Consider the following 22,293-nt stretch of genomic DNA (forward strand, 5'->3'; position numbering starts at 1 on the left):
TCCTATATCCTCCTTAATTTTGATTTAACAAATTGAATCATTTGGTAAAAAATGTGAGCATTATCACTTCCAACCATCGGATTGTACTCAACTATATCACAAAAATATACCTTATCAGAACATAAAATTTTGGAAATTATTCCAAGAAAATCGTTCATTTGAAATCCTCCAATAATAGGATATGATACTGAATCAAAAACAGATGGATCCAAAACATCAATGTCTATTGATAAGTAAATATCTTTTGACTCATCAATATAACTATCTAACTTTTTCAAAACTCTACTCTTATTTAACCAATACTCCTCCATTGAGAGGATGATTATTTTATTATCAAATGAACTAGGAAACTCAAAATTCCTTTCCCCAATGATAATTATTTTTTCAAAAATATCGGTTAAAAAACTTAAAAAATTCCAATTTTTTACAACACTTTCAAAGTCTTTGAAGTAATCTAAATGAGCATCTAAAACAATTAAATATGCTCCCTCTCGAACAGTGGCCTTTGCTAATAGATAAGTAACTGAATGATCTCCTCCTAAAGCAATCTGAACTTTAGATTCAGCAATAGTTCGACTTAGACTTTCTAAATCAATAGAAAATAAATCTTGATTACCTAAATTAATTGTAATTATATCAGAATCTTTCCTATCATATAACATCGCTTCTTGATAATATTTTGTGGGAGCAAATCTCGCTCCTGGAATTCTACTTCCACCATCATAAATAATAGATAATATTTTCATAAACTCATTGACTTTGGCTTAATCCCAGTTAAATTATATGCTAACTTGCACTCCTGTATATCGGGACTCCCAATAGAACCTCCGAAAAACTGAGCTCGACTTCTACACCCACCTTGACAAACATAATTTGCAGGGCATTCATTATAATACTTACATCGTACATTTCGAATATGATTGAAGAACTTCGAATTAATCCAAATATCATTTAAAGTCTTTTCATTAATGTTACCTCCACAAAATTTAGTGGAGGATAATGTCGGACAAAATCCAACATCACCTGACGAATTTATAAACACATAAGAATTGCCAGCACCACAATAAAATGATTCAAATGTGGATTCGGATATATTATTACAATTTGCTTGAATATTGGGAATACACAAAATAGCATTATTGAATTCTTCATCACTAATTGATAGTCGATTATTCCTTTCAAAAGGTAAAAACCTATCAAAAGCATATTTCACATCTAATCGATCAAACAACTCCAAAAAATACTTCACTCCACTAATATTCTTGTTATTCAAAACAACATTAACAGTAACAGGTACTCCTAAACTCCTAAAATATTCAATATTCTTAATTGTTCTCTTAAATGTACCTCTTCCTCTAATTGAATCATGTATTGTTTCATTCCAACCATCTAAACTAACTTTTAGTCTTATACCATCATATCTTTGAATCAATATTTTAAAATCTTCAGGAATATATACAGCATTTGTAAAAATTGTTGTACACATTCCCTCTTTTAATACTTCCTCGATAATTTCACTTAATCCCTGTAATAATAATGGTTCGCCTCCAGTGAAATCAACATCCATTACTCCTAGCTGCTTAGCTTCATATACTATACTTGAAATTTTCTTTATATCGAGCTCCTTTGAATAATCAGGTAAATAACAATGCATACATCTTAGGTTACATTTGTTCGTGACCTCAATCTGTATCACTTTTAATGGTATTTTCGTTGAAAATTCAACAATTTTAGTGTTGGTCTTAGAGAGTGATATTTCATTGTTATTTAGAAAATCTATAACATTTTTTATTACCTGACTCTTTGAATCAGAAAACTTTTTCAATGAAAATTGGTACATAAATTTTAAAGCTAAAAATGTAGCTAAATTTAATGAAAATAGTTTATTATTCCTATTATTCCTGAGTATTCCTTGCTTATTGTACCAATTAAAAAAATCGAGTAAACATTGCTCGTCATATTAATTCCCTGCAATCTTCCAAAAATATTAATATAAAAACCAAAGGATTAGAAATAGACTCTAATCCTACAATCAGTTCTATTAGACAGACGGTGGGCAACGACCTTTGAGTCCATCAATCAACTCTGTAGCAACAGAAGGTTTAATTTCCATAATGTCAATAGATAGACCGCTAGAAACAACTTCTTCTTCTGCTAATTCAATTTGTGCAATAGCATCACTAACTTGCATCGTAATATCCTCCATTATTTATTTAAGAATCAATAAGTACCCATAACAAATCATAGAAATCATTCTTTATCTATAAAATTTAGCTGAAAATGCTTTGAAATTGTCTTATTAAACTGATTTGCAATAATAAAGTATATGTTATCTGTTCGTATATATGATATTTTTTTATAAACATCTTCACAAACTCTCTTGTAAAGATTCCAAAATTGATTTGCTTGTGAACTTGTATAAGATAAGGGTATACTTCCCCATCTAAAATCTAAATAATATATATACCATTTTTCATATTCTTTAAACTCTGTAGTGCCATCGGCAGTCTTTGTTCGATAATACTCTGATAAAGTGTTTTTAAAATTGTTTTGATACTCAATCTCATATTTCAGCCTTTCCTCTGAAACATGCAAAGACGGACTAAAAACTGGCACCCCAGTTTTAATATATCGTAAAACTACATCCTCTATATCCTTGTACCTCTGCCCCTCACCAAGGTTCAGTTGAAATGTCGGACAAGGAGTAAAAGAAACAATATAGAAGTTCTGAATTTTCTTAATATGAAAAGGATATAATTCACAAGTTAATGGCTTGTTCAAGCCTAAATCATTTATCGTACAACCCAATTCAGAATGAAACCAGCACTTTTTACCACAACTCAACAATGAAACACTATCATCACTAACAATAAAATCTTTAAGATACGTGCGTTTTAGAAAACTTGCTGTCTTTGCATCAAGTAATAAAGAATTATTCACATGACAACAAGATCCTCTACACTTTTCACAATTATAAGAGATAATATCATCTAGAAACGTATAATGAATGATATCTTCTGAAATCTGTTCAGGAAATTTAATAATTCTCATATCAATAATATATCATTTAATTTTGACACTGATAATTTATACCATATACACAAATCCAACTACATTTTTAACACTCCAGATAAATGATTTTCAAATTTTATAGCTAAATTCTCACTATTAGCCAGCTTCATTGCAGTAATACACTTCTTCATTTCTAGAATAGCTTTATTGCTCCTATTCTTCTTTAATTCATATAAATTTTTTGAATAATGAAACACTAATTTCTCGTAAATCTCAGTTTCCGTAAAACAACTATGATTTAACTGTTTTTCAAAATACAACGCATCAATATACTCATCTCTTTCAATACTTATGATATAACAATTTAATAGCATTGTTGAGTGTAACCTTCGGTAGTTTGGTAAATCCTTGTAAAATTCTGAACGTTTACACATTTCTCTTGATAAAAGCATCATTGTTTGATGATTCAATACATCTACAGTATTCGCAAATAACAGTAGTTCGTAACAACCCCAATATTCTACAGAGAATAGGTAGTCTGATAAATATTGGATATCAGATTCATCATAGTAACTTTTGTCTGATAAGTCCTGTAAACGAATTTTTATTAAAATAGTATTTAGAGTATAAAAAGTCTCACGCTTTTCGATTTTTTCTACTTGAGAGATTAATAACTTTTCCATACCTGACACGTTCCTTGCTGAAACAAATAAACTAATCTTTTCTAAGATTTCATTAAACTCATATCTCTGAAAGTCGTTTGCTGCATACATAAACTCATCAATAGGCATATTTATCGCATTTAAAGCTGACATAAACTTACTAATTGTCAAATCTGTATTTTCACGTTCAAAGCGGGAAATATGAGATACTGATACGCCTAACTTTGCGATATCTTTTAAGACTAATCCCCTAGACTCTCTAAATTTCTTAAATAATTTTCCATAATCTTTCATAAAAAGCACCTCTTTTGCATATACGAGAATTTCCCAGATAAACTTAAAAGTATTATATCATATAGTGAGATAGGAGGTTAATTTCTATGAATAAAGAAAGTTTTTTAGCTATCTTACTTCTAATTTTTGAAAGCATTATTGTAATTGCTGTTGGCTAAACAAATAGAAAATAAAGACACCACAAAAGTTAGACTTTCGATGTCTAACTTTTGTGGTGTAGTTAAGGTATGATGTTGTTCTCTAATAAGGGTATAATATAAAAAAGACTCTATGATTTCTGTAGTAGGTAAAACCACTATAGAGATTATAGAGCTTTTTGAGTGTATACAAAAACTAGTTCTTTATTGGAACAAAGTCAACAACTAATCTAGTATTGGTTGCAGCGGCAATTTCTTCCAATGTTTTATATGTTGGATTAGTGGTGCCATTCTCTATACGTCACTTTGAGAAGGTAAATTTTAAAATCCTCTTTATCATAACTTTTTACTAAAATAGCCAGAACATCACATTCTACTATCATTCTTATTTCTCATCTTCGTCCATTGAAAGCACAGACAAGAAGGCTTCTTGTGGTACCTCCACCGAACCGATGGCTTTCATACGTTTCTTACCGGCTTTTTGTTTTTCGAGGAGTTTACGTTTACGTGAAACGTCACCACCGTAACATTTAGCCAAGACGTTTTTACGAAGAGCTTTGATATCTGTACGGGCAACAATTTTTTGACCAATAGCCGCTTGGATATGAACTTCAAATTGTTGACGTGGAATAATTTTCTTAAGTTTATCAACGATAAGTTTTCCACGTTCGTAGGCAAATTCTCTATGGACAATAAAGCTAAGGGCATCGACCTTATCACCATTAAGGAGAATATCCATTTTCACCAATTGTGAACGACGGTACTCTGACAATTCATAGTCAAAACTTGCATAACCACGAGTTGATGACTTCAATTTATCAAAGAAGTCAAAGACGATTTCAGCAAGTGGAATTTGATAGATAACGTTAACACGATTATCATCAATATATTCCATGGTTTCAAAATCACCACGTTTACGTTGCGCCAACTCCATAACAGCACCAACATACTCTTGAGGAACCATAATTTGAGCTTTGATATAAGGCTCTTCAATGGTATCAATACGTGTAGGATCTGGAAATTCAGATGGGTTGGACACTTCAAGCATTTCACCGTCAGTAGTGTTAACATGGTAAACTACTGATGGTGCAGTCATGATGAGATCGATGTTAAACTCACGTTCCAAACGCTCTTGGATAACATCCATGTGAAGAAGGCCCAAGAAACCACAACGGAAACCAAAACCAAGGGCTTGAGACGTTTCAGGCTCAAATTGAAGACTGGCATCATTCAATTGGAGCTTTTCAAGAGCCTCACGCAAGTCGTTATATTTATTTGACTCAATCGGATAAAGACCAGCAAAGACCATTGGGTTCATTTGCTTATAACCATGAAGTGGTTCTGCGGCTGGATTATCCGCAAGTGTCACTGTATCACCGACACGAGTATCCGCAACTGTCTTAATTGAAGCTGCTACATAACCAACATCTCCAGTCGCAAGGTAGTCACGGCCAACAGCTTTAGGAGTGAAAATACCAACCTCAGTAACGTCAAAGGTCTTGCCATTAGACATCATTTGAATCTTATCGCCCGTTTTAACCATTCCGTTAACCACACGCACTTGGAGTATGACGCCACGATACGCATCATAAACAGAGTCAAAGATAAGGGCTTGGAGAGGTGCTTCCACATCACCTTGGGGCGCAGGAACTTTCTCAACAATTTGTTCGAGAATCTCTTCGATACCAATGCCAGCCTTAGCTGATGCAAGCACAGCTTCCGAGGCATCTAATCCGATAACATCTTCAATCTCTGTACGTACACGCTCAGGATCTGCCGCTGGAAGGTCGATTTTATTGATAACTGGTAAGATTTCCAAGTCATTATCAAGTGCCAAGTAAACATTGGCAAGTGTTTGTGCTTCAATCCCTTGAGCTGCATCTACCACCAAGATAGCACCCTCACAGGCGGCAAGGGAACGTGACACCTCATAAGTAAAGTCCACATGTCCCGGTGTGTCGATAAGGTGGAAAATATAAGTCTCGCCGTCTTTAGCTTTGTAGTTAAGCTCAATGGCATTCAGTTTGATAGTGATACCACGTTCGCGCTCAAGATCCATACTATCAAGGAGTTGTGCCTGCATCTCACGACTTGATACAGTCTCAGTCTTTTCCAAGATACGGTCAGCAAGCGTTGATTTACCATGGTCAATATGAGCAATAATCGAGAAGTTGCGAATCTTCTCCTGTCTTTGTTTTAATTCTTCAATATTTGGCATTTTATTCTTTCCTAGTTCTTACTTGTGATTGTTAAAAAACGAACCGTCACCTCCTATTATACAAAAAAGACAGGCATTTGCCTATCTCTAATATCTGCTTTATGACTGCATTTAGTCCTTCTTATTTCTTAAAATTATCATTGTAGTGCTTATTAATAATAGCTGAACGCTTGTTCTCTATTGAACTACTTGAAAATGGAGCTAAACCAAAGGCTAGTACAATAATTCCCAATAGAATAAGACTAAAAAATGGGTGCTCAGCAATATAGTGTAAGATGTCTGATATGGGAATCCACCTTTAAAAACATAATTATTTATAACTATATTATCAGAAACATTATGTTTTATCAAGCAAAAAAAGAGAGCCATTCGCTCTCCCTTTTAACCTTAATGGAATTGCATACCACCATCAACGATGATTGTTTGACCTGTGATGTAGTTTGAGTCAGGTCCAGCTAGGAAGCTAACTGCTGCTGCAACATCTTCAGGTTCTGACAAACGTTTGAGGGTAATATCTTTAGCAAAAGTTTGCATACCCTACTCATCATCTTTACCAGCATTTTACCAACTTCGTGGGAAATGTCAAACATCATTGGAGTCTTAACGATACCTGGTGCATAAGCATTTACAGTTATACCTGAATCAGCTAAGTCACGCGCCAAAGTTTGAGTAATACCACGAACTACGAATTTAGTTCCACCATATACAGTTAAGTTAGAGTTCCCTACAACACCTGCTTGTAAAGTTGCATTGATAATTTTACCACCATGACCAAGTGATTTAAATTGTGCTTGGGCAGCTTGTGCACCTCAGATAACTCCACCAACATTAATGTTAAATGTACGTTGAAACTGTTCTTCAGTAATAGTTTCAAGGGGGTTTTGTTGGTGCACACCAGCATTATTAACAACAACATTCAAGTCGCCAAAGTGATCAACTACTTTTTGGAAAGCTGCTGCTACCTCAGCTTGTTTAGACACATCTGCTACAACGGAAAATGCCTTGTCTTCTGACAACTCAGCAACTGCTTTTTCAGCAGTTTCAGCGTCATAGTCCAATACCCCGACTTTAACACCATCTTCAACCAAGCGTTTTGAAATCGCAAAACCAATACCTTGACCTGCACCTGTAACAATAGCAACTTTTGACATACGAAATCCTCCTCTACCAATTGTAGTCACAAGCTTAACCACAAGCCCTATCTCAATTGGAATATGCTAAGTTAATCAAGTTCTGGCAAAGTCATTTTCATAGGCTTTTTCTTAACTCATTTAGAATCTTACCACTTTATGAAAGCGTTGTTAATAATTTGTCATGCTTTTTGAAAGCAAATAAGATCACCACTAGTGACCTTATGTGTATTATTTTTCAAACTTAAACCCTAGTGCTTCCATATCGTCCAAGCCACCTAGATTAGTCACCTTAGTATATCCTCGTTCTTTCAGTACTCCTGCAGCAAATTCAGCACGAGATCCCATTTTACAATAAAGATAAATTGAATCGTCTTTTTTAGCTGGAATGTCAGCTGTGAAAAACTGCGTGTGAGGTGTTAATAAAGCATCCTTAACATGACCTTCTGCGTATTCTTCTGGAGTCCTGACATCAATTAATAGTCCATCCTGAGCTAATTCTGATTGAATCTGTGCTATATCCATCCTACTCACCAAACCAAATCTTAATTTCTCGAGACGCAGATTCTTCTGAATCAGAGCCATGAACGATATTTGGAATCATGTCACCATCTGGTGCTGTTGCAAAGTCTCCACGAATCGTTCCAGGAGCAGCATCCCCAGGATTAGTTGCTCCCATCATATCACGCCATGACTTAATAACACCTGGGCCGGACATAATACCAATAACTGCTGGACCACTCATCATGAATTCAGAAATACTAGGGAAAAAAGGTTTATCAGCCAATTGGGCATAATGTTCTTTAAGACGTTCTTCGTCAAGCATCAGCATCTCCATACGCTCAATAACGAAGCCACGTCGCTCAATTCGATCAAGCACTTGACCAATTAGATGGCGTTTAACAGCATCTGGTTTAATAATAAAGAATGTTTTTTGCATATTCCCAACCTTCATCGTTTTCTTTCCATTTTATCATAAGAAGTATCATTTTGCAGAGCTAAACCTTATATAGTCTAAAACTATATCCACAGCAAGAAATTAACTATTTTTCATTAGTTCCCATAAGAAATAATATAGATGTAAATAGACATTTCGAGGTAAATTTAATGACAAAATCTAAATTCCAATTAGTCGGTTCTCTTCTTCGTCCTGCGGATCTCCGTAAATACAAGGACGAAATCGAGCATCGTGACGACATCCAGTATCCTTTCTATGATGTCCCTTCCTGGTTATCAAGAAACTGAAACTGCATCTATTAAGCGAATTGTGGCTGACCAAAAAGCTAACGGAATTGACATCCTTACCGATGGGGAGTTTGGACGTTCTATGTGGCACTTGGACTTTGTCTGGGGACTCAAAGGTATTGAACGCTACATTGCTGAGCATGGTTATACTTTTAAAGACCATGATGGTGGTCAATATGAAACACGTAAAGATATCGGTATTCGTATCACTGAACCTCTCTCAGGTAAAAACCACCACTACCTAGATATTTACAAATTGGTTAGGGCTGAAGCTGGTGATGAAGATACCAAACAAACTATCTGGGGACCTGCTCATGCCTACACTGAACTTGCTATCTTTGATCGATTGGCTGTTCCTGGACAAGTATATGAAACAAACGAAGAACTCAAAAAAGGTTTGATTAATGCCTATAAAGAATTCTTGGATGAATACAAGGCTGTTGGTGGTAAAATCGTTCAATTTGACGACTGCCTCTGGGAACTTTTTGACCCATCAAACCCTACAAGTTTCTACTCAGACGGCAATGGTGATTTGGTAGAATTGGTCGATGAATTTGTTGCTATCAATAATGAGGTTGTTGACTATACTCACGAACTTGGTTTAACGGTTTGGACACACAACTGTCGTGGTAATTATGAAATCCGTTCTGCTTCTGAAGGAACTTACGAAGACATCGCTAAGAAATTCTTGGCAGAGCAACACTATGACCGCTTCTTCCTTGAATGGGATAGCGATACAGCTGGTGATATCAAAGCTCTGGAAGCCCTTAAAGACAGTAAAGCTAAAGTTGTATTTGGGCTATTGTCTTCTTAAACGACTGACCTAGATGACGAAGAACGTGTTCTCGATTTGCTTGAAAAAGCGAGTCAAATCCTTCCAAAAAAACGTCTCTTCCCCTTTCACCAATGTGGTTTCGCCTCATGTGACTCAGGTAATGAGCTGGCAACACCTCAACAATGGGCTAAAATCAAACAAGGTCAAGAAATCGCTAAGAAATTCTTTGGCTAATCGATATTTCTATTCGCTCCTCTCTAAAACGAAAAGCCTTCACTCTTGTGAGGGCTTTTTATGTTAGCATCAAGCATCTATAAAAGTTTGCAAATCCTTAAGAGCTCTTTCTGCGATTTTTTCATAACGCTCTTTCTTGTCACGAATACGTGGGCCTTCTAATTCTTTGATAATACCAAAGTTAACATTCATTGGTTGGAAATGTTTGCTTTCAGCATGTGTCACATAATATGGAAGGCTACCGATTGCTGTTGTATGAGGGAAAATAACTTCATCTTCACCCTTAAAGAGACGGGCTGCATTGATTCCAGCAACCAAACCTGAGGCAGCTGATTCAACATAACCTTCAACACCAGTCATTTGTCCAGCAAAGAACAAATTAGGGTTTGATTTTGATTGGAAGGTCTGTTTAAGCAAGTTTGGCGAATCCATGTAAGAGTTACGGTGCATTACCCCATAACGAACAAATTCTGCATTTTCAAGACCTGGAATCATTTGGAAGACACGTTTTTGCTCTCCCCATTTGAGGTGGGTTTGGAAACCAACGATATTGTAGAGGCTACCAGCCGCATTGTCCTGACGAAGCTGAACAACCGCATAAGGTGTCTTGAAGTCACCATCACGTGGACCCATATAATCTTCAGGATACTCCAAACCAACTGGTTTCATAGGACCGTAGAGCATTGTTTTAATACCACGTTTAGCCATAACCTCGATAGGCATACACCCTTCGAAATACTTTTCTTTTTCAAAAGAATTCAAAGGAGCTTCTTCAGCTGTAGTCAAGGCCTCATGAAAGGCCATGAACTCTTCCTTGGTCATTGGACAGTTTAGATAAGCTGCTTCACCCTTGTCATAGCGTGACTTAAGGTAAACCTTGTTCATGTCGATAGTTGCTTTATCAACGATTGGTGCAGCGGCATCATAGAAATAGAACCCGTCTCCACCGTTAAGCTCATGAATCTTTTCAGCTAAAGCATCAGAAGTTAGGGGACCTGAAGCAATAACTGTAATAGCATCATCAGGAATTTCTGTGATTTCTTCACGGATAACTTCAATTAAGGGATGACTTTCAATTTCAGCTGTCACTGCTTCTGCATAGCCTTCACGGTCCACCGCCATGGCACCACCTGCTGGCACACGGTGAGCTTCTCCATTACGCATAATGATAGAGTCCAAACGACGCATTTCTTCTTTTAGAAGCCCTACAGCATTGGTCAAGCTATCTCCACGGAAAGAGTTAGAGCAAACCAATTCTGCAAAATTTGTTGTCTTATGCTGTGGTGTTGCTTTGACCCCACGCATTTCATAAAGTTTTACTGGAATACCACGTTTGGCAATCTGATAAGCCGCCTCGGATCCGGCCAAACCAGCTCCAATCACGTTAATATAATCTGCTTTTGATTGAGACATGACACTAATACCTCTTCGGAAACAAGATGAAATCCTGCTCCCACAAATCTTTCTTCATTTTTACTCTTAGTAGTATAGCAAAAAACTCCTCATCTGGCGACTAGGAGTCATCTGTATTTAAAAGGGGTAAAATGATAGTCACTTTAGCACTACCCGTGCCATTGTCATTTGCAAGAGAAAGACTACCATAGTGTAAACGAATAATATCATTGGCAATAGTCAGACCAAGGCCACTATGATTGCGACTCTGTCTGCTTTTATCCTCTTGATAAAATAGCTGAGTAGCGTTTTCAAGAGATTCAAGGGAAAATCCAGGACCAGAATCAAGGCATATAAACTTGAATTCATCTTCTTCTACCCTAGCGGTCAGGAGCAACTGACTGCCACTGGGTGTATGCTCTACGGCATTTGAAACAATATTCATAATAGCTCGATTCAACAAGGGCTTATCCCAATTGCCTATGCTTTCTTTCGCAATTTCCTCCTTGTCAAATACCACATTGATTTGTTTCGTTTGAGCTAATGACAAGGTTTGATCGTAAATGTCTTCAACAAATTCCTTAACTGGAACTTCTTCAAGCGTCAGGGTCTTCTTCAAACTCATTTTGTTGAGTTCTGACAACTCTTTTACATAAGCATCAACCTGTGCAATACCTTTTTGAAAATGCTCTAATAACTCCGTTTGATTTTCATCCAAGGACGTCATAGCTAAGAGTTCCGCATTTCCACGAGCAACTGTTAGGGGCGTCTTTAAGTCATGTGTCAGGGCAGAAATCTGATTTTGTTTATCTTGCTCTGCCTTCCAATTTTCCATCAAAGACTCACGAAGTGCTATACGCATATGATCCAAACCACTTAAAACCTGATTAAATTCCTTAATTGTAGACTGAGAAGTTTGAAAATCCAAATCTTGTTGGGAAATTTTTTCAGTAACCCTTAATATAGGTTTAAGTTGCTGACTCAATTTATTTGCATAATAAAAAGTTAAAATAATAAATATGATTAAGATAGATACAAACATTGAACCAATCATCATAAGATCAGCATTGGGAAAATGCTGGTTCATCCACTCATTACGGTACCGAGGTGATAGTTGATAATTGACAATGACTATTCCATCTGATCGTTCAAAAGACTGAAAATAGCCGTATTTCTCACCGTGAGCATTCTTGAATTGGTAATTTAGTAAGGATTCTTCTTGCAAGTTAACAGGCATGTTAGACTTTTTAAGCTTAAAATCCCTAGTTAAAAAGACATAACTCGTGCCATCAGGTAAAATCTCGGGATTAAAGACCTTAGAAGTTTCAATATCACTTCTCACAGCAGACAAATCACTCTCAACTTGATTTGCTGGAATCACAACTCCAAAACGATAAGACAAGCTGAATAAATACAAAATAAGAAGACTGCTGATTACAGAGAGAATTGTAAGACTGACGACATAAGATAACAAGATTGTTCTTAAAGAGTGTTCTCGTTTTTTTATTAGTGCCACTTGTAACCAATCCCCCAAACTGTTTCAATAGGATTTTGCCCAACTTCTTTAAGCTTTGCACGGATATTCTTGATATGTTCAGCCACTGCTGCCGGACTGCCTTTATCCTCATAGCCGTACAAATGCGTGTAGATTTGTTCTTTTGAAAAGACTTGGCCCTTATTTTCAGCTAAAAACTGGCAAATACCATATTCCGACTTTGTCAAATCTAACAACTGATTCTCAATATAAAGCTCTTGAGCAGACAAGTCAAACTGAAACTCCCCAAGTGAAAGCTTATGGTGACGCTCACGATGTTCACGTCTCAAGTGAGCTGCAACACGCGCTTGGAGTTCTTTAACCCCAAATGGTTTGCAAATGTAATCATCCGCACCATAACTCAACCCTTGGACAATGTCTGCTTCTTGCGTTTTAGCTGTAATAAAGAGGATTGGGCAATCCACCTGATTTCGAATCTCATGGCAAAACTGTAGACCGTCAACATCAGGCATCATAATATCCAGTAAAATCAGGTCAAATCGAGGTAAAGAGTTCTTATCCAAATCCAAAACACTTGTAAGCCCTGTCACATTATGGTTTTGGAGCTCTAAAGCCTTTACAACCAATTGAACAATATCTTTTTGATCATCAATAACAAGTATTCGAGCCATAGCCTTTCCTTTCCTTCAAAGTTATCTTTATCATATCATCTATAGAAGATAACTGACAAGGCGTAAAGTAGATAAATATGGGTTGGGTAAAAAACATAGAACAAATATTTTGACCCTTTCCCTCTTTGACCGTTATAAGAAAGCATTAAAGGTGCTGAAAATATTTCCATCCATTCAAAGTATTTGAATATTAAATCGTGAAAAGAAGGTCTACTTAAAACAATCGCCATTAGCAGCCAAACGAGACTAACATTCATAAAAGCAAGCACTTCTTTCTTAAGATTCCTATGACAAAGATACATAGCGATACCGGTCAAAAGCAACCACGTTCCTCCATCATTGATAAATGTATGGACTGGCAATACTGTGAAATTGAGTAAATTTAGTAGAAAACCAAACATAGGTTTGTTCACACTTAGCAGATAAAAAGGCACCATTAACCATGGAAGCAACAATGGAAAAAGTAAAGTTGGTATCCCTTTAAGGTATTTCTTTTCTTGAATCCATGCAATCCCTTGAAGAGCAACGAGCAAAATTGCGAATGACGACAGCATCATATTTTGTGGAAAGAAACCATCTGGTCTAACTAGAGGATGTAGAAAATTATAGAATCCAAATTGAATCAGTCCCATCACAATTGCTAAAGAATAAATCTTTAGGAAGTATTTCTTCCGGTTATGGGTATGAATAAAACCCTCAATCACACAAAAAAGGAACAATGGGGCCGCTAATCTACCAATCATAGCAAACCAAATAGGGATTTTCCCTGTATAATCAAAAAAATAATGAATGTGGTCGAATACCATAGTAATTAGGGCTATATATTTGAGTTGGAAACCTGATAAACTTAAACGTTTCATAATAACTCTCCTTTCTTTTCATTCTTAGTATAAAAAACAAATTTAAGGAAAGTATCAGTTTTTTTGACAAAATACAGAAAGCTATCCCAAGTCAAAACTTGGGATAGCTTTCTTCTTTATTTTATAACAGATTCTTTGTAGTCACACTCTTCCTTACTACAGATAACTTGCTTGCCACCACCACGTACTTTCTTCTCCACGAGGTAATCGCCTGATTTAGGACAGTTACGTCCAATAGGGATATCCCACGAGGTAAATTCACAGTCTGGATAGCGATCACAACCATAAAAGACACGATTGCGTTTTGTCTTACGCTCGATAACCTGACCTTGCCCACAGGTTGGACAAGTCACACCAATTTCTTTAGTAATAGCCTTAGTATTGTGACAGTCTGGGAAGTTACTACATGCATAAAACTTACCGTAACGACCTAGCTTGATAACCATTGGATGGCCGCAGAGGTCACAATCAAAACCAGCAGGTTCATCCTTGATTTGGATTTTTTCAATACCTTCTTCAGCTTTTTCCAATTCTTTTTGGAAAGGTTTGAAGAATTCATCAATAACCTTCTGCCATTGTTCCTTACCGATTTCAACTTTATCGAGTTTGGCTTCCATCTCGGCAGTGAATTTAACATCCACGATATCTGGAAAGAATTCTACAATTAAGCTATTAACGATTTCACCGAGTTCAGTTGGTTCAAAACGTTTAGCCACCAATTTGACATAGTAGCGACGTTGAATAACATCAAGCGTTGGTGCATAAGTTGACGGACGACCAACGCCATTTTCTTCCAAAGTCTTAATCAATGTCGCTTCAGAGTAGCGTGCCGGTGGTTGCGTAAAGTGTTGTTCAGGCGTTGTCACAACCTTCTTAATCGTATCACCTTCAGCCATTTCAGGAAGCATTTTATTCTTATCAGAGTCGTTGTAAACGGCCATATAACCGTCAAACTTGATTTGACTACCATTTGCAGTGAAAATGACACCATTTTGAGACAAGGTCACCTTCATCGTATCAAATACTGCAGCCGCCATCTGACTAGCCACAAAACGATTCCAAATAAGGGTATAGAGCTTAAGCTGATCCTTATCCAAATACTTAGCAATACTTTCTGGTGTTTGGAAAACATTTGAAGGACGGATAGCCTCGTGAGCATCTTGCGCCGCTGAACTATTTTTCACCTTGCTTCCATGTTTAGAATACTTAGAGCCAAAGCGTTCTGTAATAAATTCAGCCGCTTGATTTTGAGCCACTGGACTGATACGTATTGAGTCCGTACGCATATAGGTAATCAAACCTTGAGCGCCTGAACCAAGATTAATCCCTTCGTATAACTGTTGTGCAACCATCATAGTCTTACGTGTACGGAAGTTGATTTTATTAGCAGCATCCTGTTGTAGTGATGATGTTGTATATGGCAATGGCGCATTACGACGTCGTTCTTTTTTCTCTACCTTATCAACGTTAAAGTCGTCACTTATGATACGAGAGAGAACGTCTTTAACATCGTCATTATTGTTGAGCTTGAGCTTTTTACCATCAAGACCATAGAAGCTAGCCTGAAACTTCTTAGCACCCTTCTTAAAGGCACCATCAATTGTCCAATATTCTTCTGGTTTAAAAGCCTTGATTTCATTCTCACGTTCAATAATAAGCTTAAGAGCTACCGATTGCACTCGACCTGCAGAAAGACCTTTCTTAACCTTCTTCCATAGAAGTGGTGAGATAGAGTAACCCACAATTCGGTCCAAAACACGACGAGCTTGCTGAGCATCTACTAAGTCCATGTCAATGGCGCGTGGCTCTGCAAAGGCATTCTTCACCGCGTCTTTAGTGATTTCGTTAAAAACTACACGATTCTTATCTTCTGGCTCTAATCCAAGTATATGTGACAAATGCCATGAAATAGCTTCCCCTTCACGGTCCGGGTCACTTGCGAGAAAGACTTTCTTGGCTTTCTTAGCTTCTTTCTTTAATTCTTTGATAAGGGGTCCTTTACCACGAATATTGATATACTGTGGTTCGTAGTTGTTTTCAAAATCAATAGACATACTTGATTTTTTCAAATCACGGATATGCCCTACTGAAGCAACAACTTTATAGTTGCGCCCAAGGTACTTCTCAATGGTTTTCGCTTTGGCTGGAGACTCCACGATAACCAAATTTTTCTTCGGTGTCGCTCTCTTTTTAGTCGCCTTTTTAGCCTTTGTTTTCTTCTTTGCTTTAGTTTTCGTTTTTGTTGTCGTTGCTGTCGCCATAGACTATTTCCTTATAATGTTATAAACTGGCTGCGCCACTAATCTGTCTAAAATATAGTCACAAGACATTAAAAAATGAAACATCTTGGACCAAGCAACTAACATGATACCGTCCTTTTCTTTAACTGTCAATAAGAAACTTTTTTTCTATAGGAGAAGTTTGATTTTTATGAAAATTCTGAAATGATGTCAAATCCTGTAGTAATGCACTTTGCGCCCTCTTGAATGAGGTGATGGCATCCATCCGATTTTCCATCTAAAATATTTCCTGGTATGGCGAAAACATCTCTTCCTTCTTCCATTGCACGCTCACAAGTAATAAGACTTCCCGAGCGAAGCTTGGCTTCAACCACCATAACCCCTTGACACAATCCAGAAATTATCCGATTTCGTTCAGGATAATGGTATTTAAGTGGCTGTTCACCCGGTCCGTATTCTGTAAGAACTAAATGATTTTTAGCCATATAGTCCTGTAAAGCTTTGTTTTCTTTAGGATAATATACGTCTAGCCCAGTCCCGATAACTGCAATGGTGTTACCTTTATTTTTTAAGGCCTCCATATGAGCACAAGTATCAATTCCACGCGCCAAGCCACTTACAATAGTAAAGGCATTCCCAAGTTCATGAACAATTTTTCGAACAGACTGTTTGCCTGTTTCAGAACACTTTCTGGCACCAACTACTGCTAACTTGGGTTTACTTAGCAAATCAATATTCCCTTGATAAAAGAGGAGAACAGGAGGATTATAGGAATGTTTCAGCTCAATGGGATACTCCTTATCAAAAATTGATAAGGTCGGAAAACGTTGAAAATCTTCCTTAAGCTGCTTAACATCCAAATTCTTGTATTTTTCCATAAAGAGAACGGCATTTTTAGACTTAGATACCACTGCCATATCACGTAAGCTCAATTTTTTTATCTTGATTTTTTTGATAGTCTAAAATGTTAAGGATGTTTAAATTCGTCAATCCAGCAGCTTTTAGTTTAAAAAGTTCAAAGTTATTCATCTAACTACCTCCATTTCATTATTCGCAAGAAAAAACAAAAAAAGTCCCTTTTGTACTGACCCCAAAAAGTTGGACAATAAATTATTGAAAGGATTTAGTTCTGTATTGCACAGGACTGAGTCCTTTTAATTTTGTCTTGATACGTTTATTGTTGTAATAAAAAATATAATCCGTAATGGCTTGTTCTAGCTTATCAAGCGACTTAAAAGTCTTTTCATAACCGTAAAACATCTCAGACTTTAAGATGCCAAAGAAGGACTCCATCATGCCATTATCTGGACTATTTCCCTTGCGTGACATAGATGGACGAATCCCTTTGGATGCCAAGAAATCATGATAAGACTGGTGTTGATATTGCCACCCTTGGTCGCTGTGAAGAATAGTTCCTTGGTAAGAGGTAGCCGGAAATGCTCTTTTAAGCATGGTTTGAACCTGTTTTAAATCAGGTGAGCGTGACAAGGTGAATTCAATAATCTCACTATTGTATCCATCAAGAACAGGGGATAAATAGAGTTTCTCTCTAATATTTGGTAAAGCGAATTCAGTGACATCCGTATAACACTTCTCATAAGGCTTAGCCCCTTCAAACTGACGTTGAATTAGATTATCAGCTTTCTTCCCAATCTCTCCCTTGTAAGACGAGTATTTACGCTTACAACGAGTACGAGCAGCGAGTCCCATGAGTTTCATTAACCGTTGAACCTTCTTATGATTGATAACAAATCCTCGGTTTCTTAGTTCTAAATGAATACGACGGTATCCATAATTGCCTTTATGGTCAACGTAAATGGTTTGAATCATCTCTTTGACCTTCTTATCTTTCTTAGCTCTATTAAACCGTTTCAACTGATAATAATAAGTAGAACGAGCTAGCTTAGCGGTTTTTAGTAAGAGGTCTAATCGAAATCCTCCTGAGACCAGTTCTCTAACTGTTTCCGCCTTTTGCGCTGTAAGGCTTCGTCCCTCAAGCGCAATTCCCTCAACTTTTTTAGATAAGCTACCTCGGTACGCAGACGCTCATTCTCTTCCAGAATATGTTCTAGCTCAGTCATTTCTTTACAAGTTTTCTTTGGTTTACGTCCCATCTTACTCGGTCTCCCTCGTTGTTTCTCAACAATAGTATACCCGTTTTTCTTGTATTGTGCTATCCAATTGGTGAGTAGGGATTGTTGGGGAAGAGCATAATCCAGTGATACGGTGAGCTGAGATTGACCGTCAATAAGAACTTTATTAATGATTTCCTGCTTTAATTTAGAGGGATAATACTTATTTTTCCCTTTTTTAACAACCTCAATACCATGTCTCTCCATAAGCCGTACCATGTACTTAAGATTGGATAGACATACACCGTACTTTCGACTAATATAAGGCCAAGAAAAACCAGCCTGTCTTAACTGATATATTTCTAGTTTATCTTCATAACTTAATTTCATACAAAAACACCCCAATCGTTAGATTTTTTTCTGTCTAACTTTTGGGGTGCAGGTCATTTATGGAACTTTTTTTGACTATAAGGCATTTTTAGAAGTAAAATATGATGCTGCTCCTAAGAGGTTACTATCGTTATGGAAATGACAAGATTGAATTGATATCGGATCAAAACCTAATTCGGATTCTTCATTAAATGACTCTTCATAAGCATTAACAAGACCTTCTATCAAAGAATTTTGTCTGCTAATGCCTCCACCAATAACAACTCTATCCAACTTGAGGAAACTCTGCAAATTAAGAATCAGAACAGCAATTTCATGACAATAGTCCTTAAATAGACGTTTTAGTTGTCCAGAGTGATTATCATCTAAAGCGGAGAAAACAGCTAAACCATCGTCCTGTTCTAAACCAAGTATTTGACTAGCTTCATGAACGAAACCTACCGCAGAACCTTTATTAGCGACAAGACTAAATAGAGCATGCTTAAATAGCCCCAACTGGAAAGGGAGAACGGTTTGACCCAAGCTTTGGGGACTTGGAGCACGCAAATATTGGGTAACCGACAGAGGTGTTAACAAGGCTCCCTGTGAGACAAGTCCTAAGCCAACACCAGTACCCAAAACCAAGGCAGCACCACAATCTAAATCCTGTAAACTACCATATCTTGCTTCAGCCAAAGCTGCCGCATCTGCATCATTAATAACTTTTACAGGCAGTTGAAATATTTTGGACAAGCGTGTCCCAAGAGGAATAGATGTTAAATAAGGGATAAGGCCACCCTTGAAAACAAAGCCATGTTTACTATTAATTTTGCCTGGACATGCAATGGCAATACCAGAGATATCATTCTTAAATGATGAGACTATGCTTTCTAAAATCCGCCAAAAGTCGTCAATTGTCGTTGGAGTTGACTCTTTAGATTGACTGCTAATTCTAAAATCATCATCAACTAATCCAAATTTAATAAAGGTTCCTCCGATATCAATAGCTAAAATCACTCCACTTCACCTACTTTTTTATTATTGACTTTATTGGTTCGAAGCTTCTTCTATGAATTGGCGTGACACCAAACTTATCTATGCCAGACAAATGTTCTTTGGTGCCATAGCCTGCATTTTTGGCAAAGGCGTATCCAGGAAACTCCTGCTCATAATCAGCCATCATCTTATCCCGAGTTACTTTTGCTATGATAGAAGCTGCTGCAATAGATAGAGAATTAGCATCCCCTTTTATGATTGAGGTTTGTTCTATAGGTAAGTCCAAATTCATGGCATCAATTAGCAAATGTTCAGGTTGGGGATTGAGTTTTTCAATAGCTTCTATCATGGCTAACTTGGTAGCTTCATAAATATTGACGTCATCAATCACATAATTATCCTTCATACCAATACCGACAGCTACTGCCTCCTTCATTACCTGATTATAGATAGCTTCATGTTTAGATTTTGGAATCTTTTTACTGTCATTTAGACCTTTTATTTTGCAAAGCTTTGGTAAAATGACCGCAGCCGCTACAACTGGGCCAGCTAAAGGACCACGTCCAACTTCATCGACACCTGCGATGAGTTCTATTCCTCGAGCATAGAGTGATTTCTCATAATTAAGAAGCGTTTCTAAACGTTCTTCCTCAGCAAGTTCAGCGAGGATAGCCTTACGGCGTTGCCTAATGGCAGCTTGTACACCAGTCCGACTATCTTCCTCAAAACTTGCCCATCTAGGGTCGTCAAGATCCCTCAAAATAGCCAATTGTTCCTTGACTTCTTTAATTGTCGCCATCAGTATCGACCCCAACAATATCAAGAGTATAACGGCCTAGTTTTCCATCACGAACATCTTTGACAAAAAGATTGTAAAAACGGTCATAATCTTCACGAAAGCCAAGTTTTCGAGTCATTTCCATGATGATTTCTGGTGCTTCTTCTTCAAGGTCAATCCCTTTAAAGTGTTCCTCTAGTCGTTCTGGGTAGTAAGTTTTAAAGTAGTTGAGACCAAAAATCGTGACTTCATCCATTGGTAATAACTGGTCCTTGATGGCACCAGTTAAAGCGAGTTTCAATCCAACCAATTCATCTTCAAACTTAGGCCATAAAATCCCTGGAGTATCAAGAATTTCTAAGTCCTTATTAGACTTCAACCACTGTTGACCTTTTGTAACGCCAGGCTTATTTCCCACAACAGCAATCTTTTTACCAGCTAGGCGGTTCATCAAGGTAGATTTTCCTGCATTTGGAATCCCAATAATCATGGTTCTCAAGGTCTCTTTCTGAATACCACGTTCACGTAGTCGTTGAATCTTTTCAGTCATAAGACTCTGAGCAGCATCTGTTACCAATTTAACTGTAGATTGTTCCTTGGAATTAATGGCCAGGGTTTTAATCCCTTGACTCTCAAAATAGGTACGCCATTCTTTCGTACGATTATCGTCAGCAAGATCAGCTTTATTGAGAATTAAAATCTTTGGTTTATCGCCAACAATTTTGGTCAACATAGGATTCTGACTTGAAAGTGGCAAACGTGCATCCACCAAAATCGTTACAAAATCAACATGCTTAAGATTTTCCTGAACCTGTCGACGGGCCTTAGACATGTGACCTGGAAACCATTGAATAGTAGCCATGTATGCTTCTCCTTTTGTATTCTTAGCAAAATATCATTTAAAATCTTTAAAAAAAGCCAAATCATTGGCTTTGCTTTAGTTATATTATAACAGATTTAGTTTGGGATGCCCAATTGTTATCACTTGGCTAAGCCTCAATAGGCATGAAGTTACCAACAATTTTACCGATGATTCGAGGGTCTTCATCATAAGGAGCAAATTTGTCACCATACCGTTTATTAAGAGAAACCAAACGAAGACCATCCTCCTCACGATAAACCTTTTTGATATAGGTTTGACCATCCCAGTCTACAGCATAGACATCGCCATCATAATCAAAACCTGTTTGTTTGATCAGCACGACTTCACCATTTAGGTAGGTAGGTTCCATAGAGTCTCCAAATACCCATGATGCAAAATCATGATCTATTTCTTCATCGTAGAAAACTTCATCATAATTGCCATCACCAAAATAAGTATAACCTGTTCCGGCTGATAAACGCTCGAAAACTTTATAAGAGTAAAGTGGGATAACGGGTGCTTTCTTCTTTTCTGCTTCTTGTTCCTCCAGAAGAGCTTTAGTGAATCGCAAAGCTTCTTGACGATTTTCCTCAGTTAATTCCAAGTACACTTCAACAATCTCGTGTTCAGACAGAAAATAGGTCTCGGCTACACCAAATAGTTCAGCCAGTACCGATAGATTCTTTTGATTTGGTTTCGTCTTACCATTTTCCCAGTTAAAATAAGAGGAGCGCGAAATCCCTAGATGCTTAGCTACTGATGCTTGACTCATTCCTTGTGCTTCTCGAATCTCTTTAAGTCTTTGTCCTGAAAACATAGCTACCTCCGTAAGTTAATAAACTAACATAAGT

At 37.1% G+C, this 22,293-nt stretch carries 18 protein-coding genes and 3 pseudogenes; 1 reads left to right on the forward strand and 20 read right to left on the reverse strand.

Annotation, left to right across the window (positions count from 1 at the left end):
- Positions 1 to 2 precede the first annotated feature (2 nt).
- The 9 genes and pseudogenes from MHH90_RS05205 to ndk form a co-directional block, all read right to left on the reverse strand.
- Positions 3 to 746 carry an arginase family protein gene (locus tag MHH90_RS05205; RefSeq protein ID WP_011225905.1) on the reverse strand — a complete coding sequence of 248 codons (744 nt, stop codon included), beginning with the start codon at positions 744 to 746 and terminating at the stop codon, positions 3 to 5.
- Positions 743 to 1,825, reverse strand: a complete 1,083-nt coding sequence (locus MHH90_RS05210) for a radical SAM/SPASM domain-containing protein (RefSeq protein WP_340725817.1) — start codon at positions 1,823 to 1,825, stop codon at positions 743 to 745. The genes MHH90_RS05205 and MHH90_RS05210 overlap by 4 nt, the downstream gene beginning before the upstream one ends.
- 216 nt (positions 1,826 to 2,041) lie before the next feature.
- Complete coding sequence (locus tag MHH90_RS05215) at positions 2,042 to 2,191, reverse strand: KGR family RaS-RiPP peptide (protein ID WP_002947897.1); 150 nt, start codon at positions 2,189 to 2,191, stop codon at positions 2,042 to 2,044.
- A 59-nt stretch (positions 2,192 to 2,250) separates the two neighbouring features.
- Positions 2,251 to 3,051 carry a Fe-S oxidoreductase gene (locus tag MHH90_RS05220; protein ID WP_011225902.1) on the reverse strand — a complete coding sequence of 267 codons (801 nt, stop codon included), beginning with the start codon at positions 3,049 to 3,051 and terminating at the stop codon, positions 2,251 to 2,253.
- Positions 3,052 to 3,110: 59 nt separating this feature from the next.
- Positions 3,111 to 3,968 (reverse strand): Rgg/GadR/MutR family transcriptional regulator, encoded by an 858-nt coding sequence (locus MHH90_RS05225; protein WP_023909614.1) that lies wholly within the window; start codon positions 3,966 to 3,968, stop codon positions 3,111 to 3,113.
- 522 nt (positions 3,969 to 4,490) lie between these two features.
- Positions 4,491 to 6,323, reverse strand: a complete 1,833-nt coding sequence (lepA, locus tag MHH90_RS05230) for a translation elongation factor 4 (protein ID WP_340725818.1) — start codon at positions 6,321 to 6,323, stop codon at positions 4,491 to 4,493.
- A gap of 387 nt (positions 6,324 to 6,710) precedes the next feature.
- Positions 6,711 to 7,474 (reverse strand): annotated as a pseudogene (locus MHH90_RS05235) ((S)-acetoin forming diacetyl reductase).
- A 210-nt stretch (positions 7,475 to 7,684) separates the two neighbouring features.
- A complete protein-coding gene (locus MHH90_RS05240) occupies positions 7,685 to 7,978 on the reverse strand; it encodes a rhodanese-like domain-containing protein (RefSeq protein WP_084830608.1) in 294 nt (97 codons plus the stop codon).
- A 1-nt stretch (position 7,979) separates the two neighbouring features.
- Positions 7,980 to 8,393 carry a nucleoside-diphosphate kinase gene (gene ndk, locus MHH90_RS05245; protein WP_171815264.1) on the reverse strand — a complete coding sequence of 138 codons (414 nt, stop codon included), beginning with the start codon at positions 8,391 to 8,393 and terminating at the stop codon, positions 7,980 to 7,982.
- 167 nt (positions 8,394 to 8,560) lie between these two features.
- Between ndk and MHH90_RS05250 the strand changes: the two are divergent.
- A pseudogene (locus tag MHH90_RS05250) lies at positions 8,561 to 9,707 on the forward strand (cobalamin-independent methionine synthase II family protein).
- A 69-nt stretch (positions 9,708 to 9,776) separates the two neighbouring features.
- Here MHH90_RS05250 and trmFO read toward each other — a convergent pair.
- The 11 genes and pseudogenes from trmFO to MHH90_RS05305 form a co-directional block, all read right to left on the reverse strand.
- Positions 9,777 to 11,120 (reverse strand): methylenetetrahydrofolate--tRNA-(uracil(54)-C(5))-methyltransferase (FADH(2)-oxidizing) TrmFO, encoded by a 1,344-nt coding sequence (trmFO, locus tag MHH90_RS05255; protein ID WP_024009878.1) that lies wholly within the window; start codon positions 11,118 to 11,120, stop codon positions 9,777 to 9,779.
- Positions 11,121 to 11,220: 100 nt separating this feature from the next.
- Positions 11,221 to 12,516, reverse strand: a complete 1,296-nt coding sequence (locus MHH90_RS05260; protein ID WP_207559960.1) for a sensor histidine kinase — start codon at positions 12,514 to 12,516, stop codon at positions 11,221 to 11,223.
- 89 nt (positions 12,517 to 12,605) lie between these two features.
- Positions 12,606 to 13,265, reverse strand: coding sequence for a response regulator transcription factor (locus tag MHH90_RS05265; protein ID WP_011227158.1), 660 nt, complete (start codon positions 13,263 to 13,265; stop codon positions 12,606 to 12,608).
- A 35-nt stretch (positions 13,266 to 13,300) separates the two neighbouring features.
- The gene (locus tag MHH90_RS05270) at positions 13,301 to 14,125 is read right to left on the reverse strand and encodes a TraX family protein (protein WP_340725819.1); all 825 of its coding nucleotides are present in this window, start codon (positions 14,123 to 14,125) and stop codon (positions 13,301 to 13,303) included.
- Positions 14,126 to 14,241: 116 nt separating this feature from the next.
- The gene (gene topA, locus MHH90_RS05275; protein WP_340725820.1) at positions 14,242 to 16,386 is read right to left on the reverse strand and encodes a type I DNA topoisomerase; all 2,145 of its coding nucleotides are present in this window, start codon (positions 16,384 to 16,386) and stop codon (positions 14,242 to 14,244) included.
- 167 nt (positions 16,387 to 16,553) lie between these two features.
- Positions 16,554 to 17,394, reverse strand: a pseudogene (gene dprA, locus MHH90_RS05280) (DNA-processing protein DprA).
- Between the two features lie 81 nt (positions 17,395 to 17,475).
- A protein-coding gene (locus tag MHH90_RS05285; RefSeq protein WP_148259541.1) for an IS3 family transposase occupies positions 17,476 to 18,827 on the reverse strand; the annotation gives its coding sequence in 2 pieces (ribosomal slippage) (positions 17,476 to 18,368 and positions 18,368 to 18,827; 1,353 coding nt in all).
- A 75-nt stretch (positions 18,828 to 18,902) separates the two neighbouring features.
- A complete protein-coding gene (locus tag MHH90_RS05290; protein WP_340725821.1) occupies positions 18,903 to 19,823 on the reverse strand; it encodes an ROK family protein in 921 nt (306 codons plus the stop codon).
- Positions 19,824 to 19,833: 10 nt separating this feature from the next.
- Positions 19,834 to 20,601 carry a ribonuclease HII gene (locus MHH90_RS05295; protein WP_082245791.1) on the reverse strand — a complete coding sequence of 256 codons (768 nt, stop codon included), beginning with the start codon at positions 20,599 to 20,601 and terminating at the stop codon, positions 19,834 to 19,836.
- Complete coding sequence (ylqF, locus tag MHH90_RS05300) at positions 20,588 to 21,442, reverse strand: ribosome biogenesis GTPase YlqF (RefSeq protein ID WP_084828773.1); 855 nt, start codon at positions 21,440 to 21,442, stop codon at positions 20,588 to 20,590. Before ylqF ends, MHH90_RS05295 begins: the two co-directional genes overlap by 14 nt.
- A 127-nt stretch (positions 21,443 to 21,569) precedes the next feature.
- Positions 21,570 to 22,259 (reverse strand): XRE family transcriptional regulator, encoded by a 690-nt coding sequence (locus MHH90_RS05305; protein ID WP_046206437.1) that lies wholly within the window; start codon positions 22,257 to 22,259, stop codon positions 21,570 to 21,572.
- Positions 22,260 to 22,293: the final 34 nt, after the last annotated feature.

It is taken from the genome of Streptococcus sp. FSL E2-3488 (assembly GCF_038003585.1).
GTDB classification, from domain to species: Bacteria; Bacillota; Bacilli; order Lactobacillales; family Streptococcaceae; genus Streptococcus; species Streptococcus thermophilus.

Excerpts from the sequence above, each read along its gene's own strand:
- ndk (WP_171815264.1), bottom strand. The coding sequence starts at position 8,393 with ATGCAAAAAACATTCTTTATTATTAAACCAGATGCTGTTAAACGCCAT.
- MHH90_RS05215 (WP_002947897.1), bottom strand. The coding sequence starts at position 2,191 with ATGCAAGTTAGTGATGCTATTGCACAAATTGAATTAGCAGAAGAAGAA.
- MHH90_RS05205 (WP_011225905.1), bottom strand. The coding sequence starts at position 746 with ATGAAAATATTATCTATTATTTATGATGGTGGAAGTAGAATTCCAGGA.
- MHH90_RS05265 (WP_011227158.1), bottom strand. The coding sequence starts at position 13,265 with ATGGCTCGAATACTTGTTATTGATGATCAAAAAGATATTGTTCAATTG.
- lepA (WP_340725818.1), bottom strand. The coding sequence starts at position 6,323 with ATGCCAAATATTGAAGAATTAAAACAAAGACAGGAGAAGATTCGCAAC.
- trmFO (WP_024009878.1), bottom strand. The coding sequence starts at position 11,120 with ATGTCTCAATCAAAAGCAGATTATATTAACGTGATTGGAGCTGGTTTG.
- MHH90_RS05270 (WP_340725819.1), bottom strand. The coding sequence starts at position 14,125 with ATGAAACGTTTAAGTTTATCAGGTTTCCAACTCAAATATATAGCCCTA.
- MHH90_RS05295 (WP_082245791.1), bottom strand. The coding sequence starts at position 20,601 with ATGGCGACAATTAAAGAAGTCAAGGAACAATTGGCTATTTTGAGGGAT.
- MHH90_RS05225 (WP_023909614.1), bottom strand. The coding sequence starts at position 3,968 with ATGAAAGATTATGGAAAATTATTTAAGAAATTTAGAGAGTCTAGGGGA.
- ylqF (WP_084828773.1), bottom strand. The coding sequence starts at position 21,442 with ATGGCTACTATTCAATGGTTTCCAGGTCACATGTCTAAGGCCCGTCGA.
- MHH90_RS05240 (WP_084830608.1), bottom strand. The coding sequence starts at position 7,978 with ATGGATATAGCACAGATTCAATCAGAATTAGCTCAGGATGGACTATTA.
- MHH90_RS05220 (WP_011225902.1), bottom strand. The coding sequence starts at position 3,051 with ATGAGAATTATTAAATTTCCTGAACAGATTTCAGAAGATATCATTCAT.
- MHH90_RS05305 (WP_046206437.1), bottom strand. The coding sequence starts at position 22,259 with ATGTTTTCAGGACAAAGACTTAAAGAGATTCGAGAAGCACAAGGAATG.
- topA (WP_340725820.1), bottom strand. The coding sequence starts at position 16,386 with ATGGCGACAGCAACGACAACAAAAACGAAAACTAAAGCAAAGAAGAAA.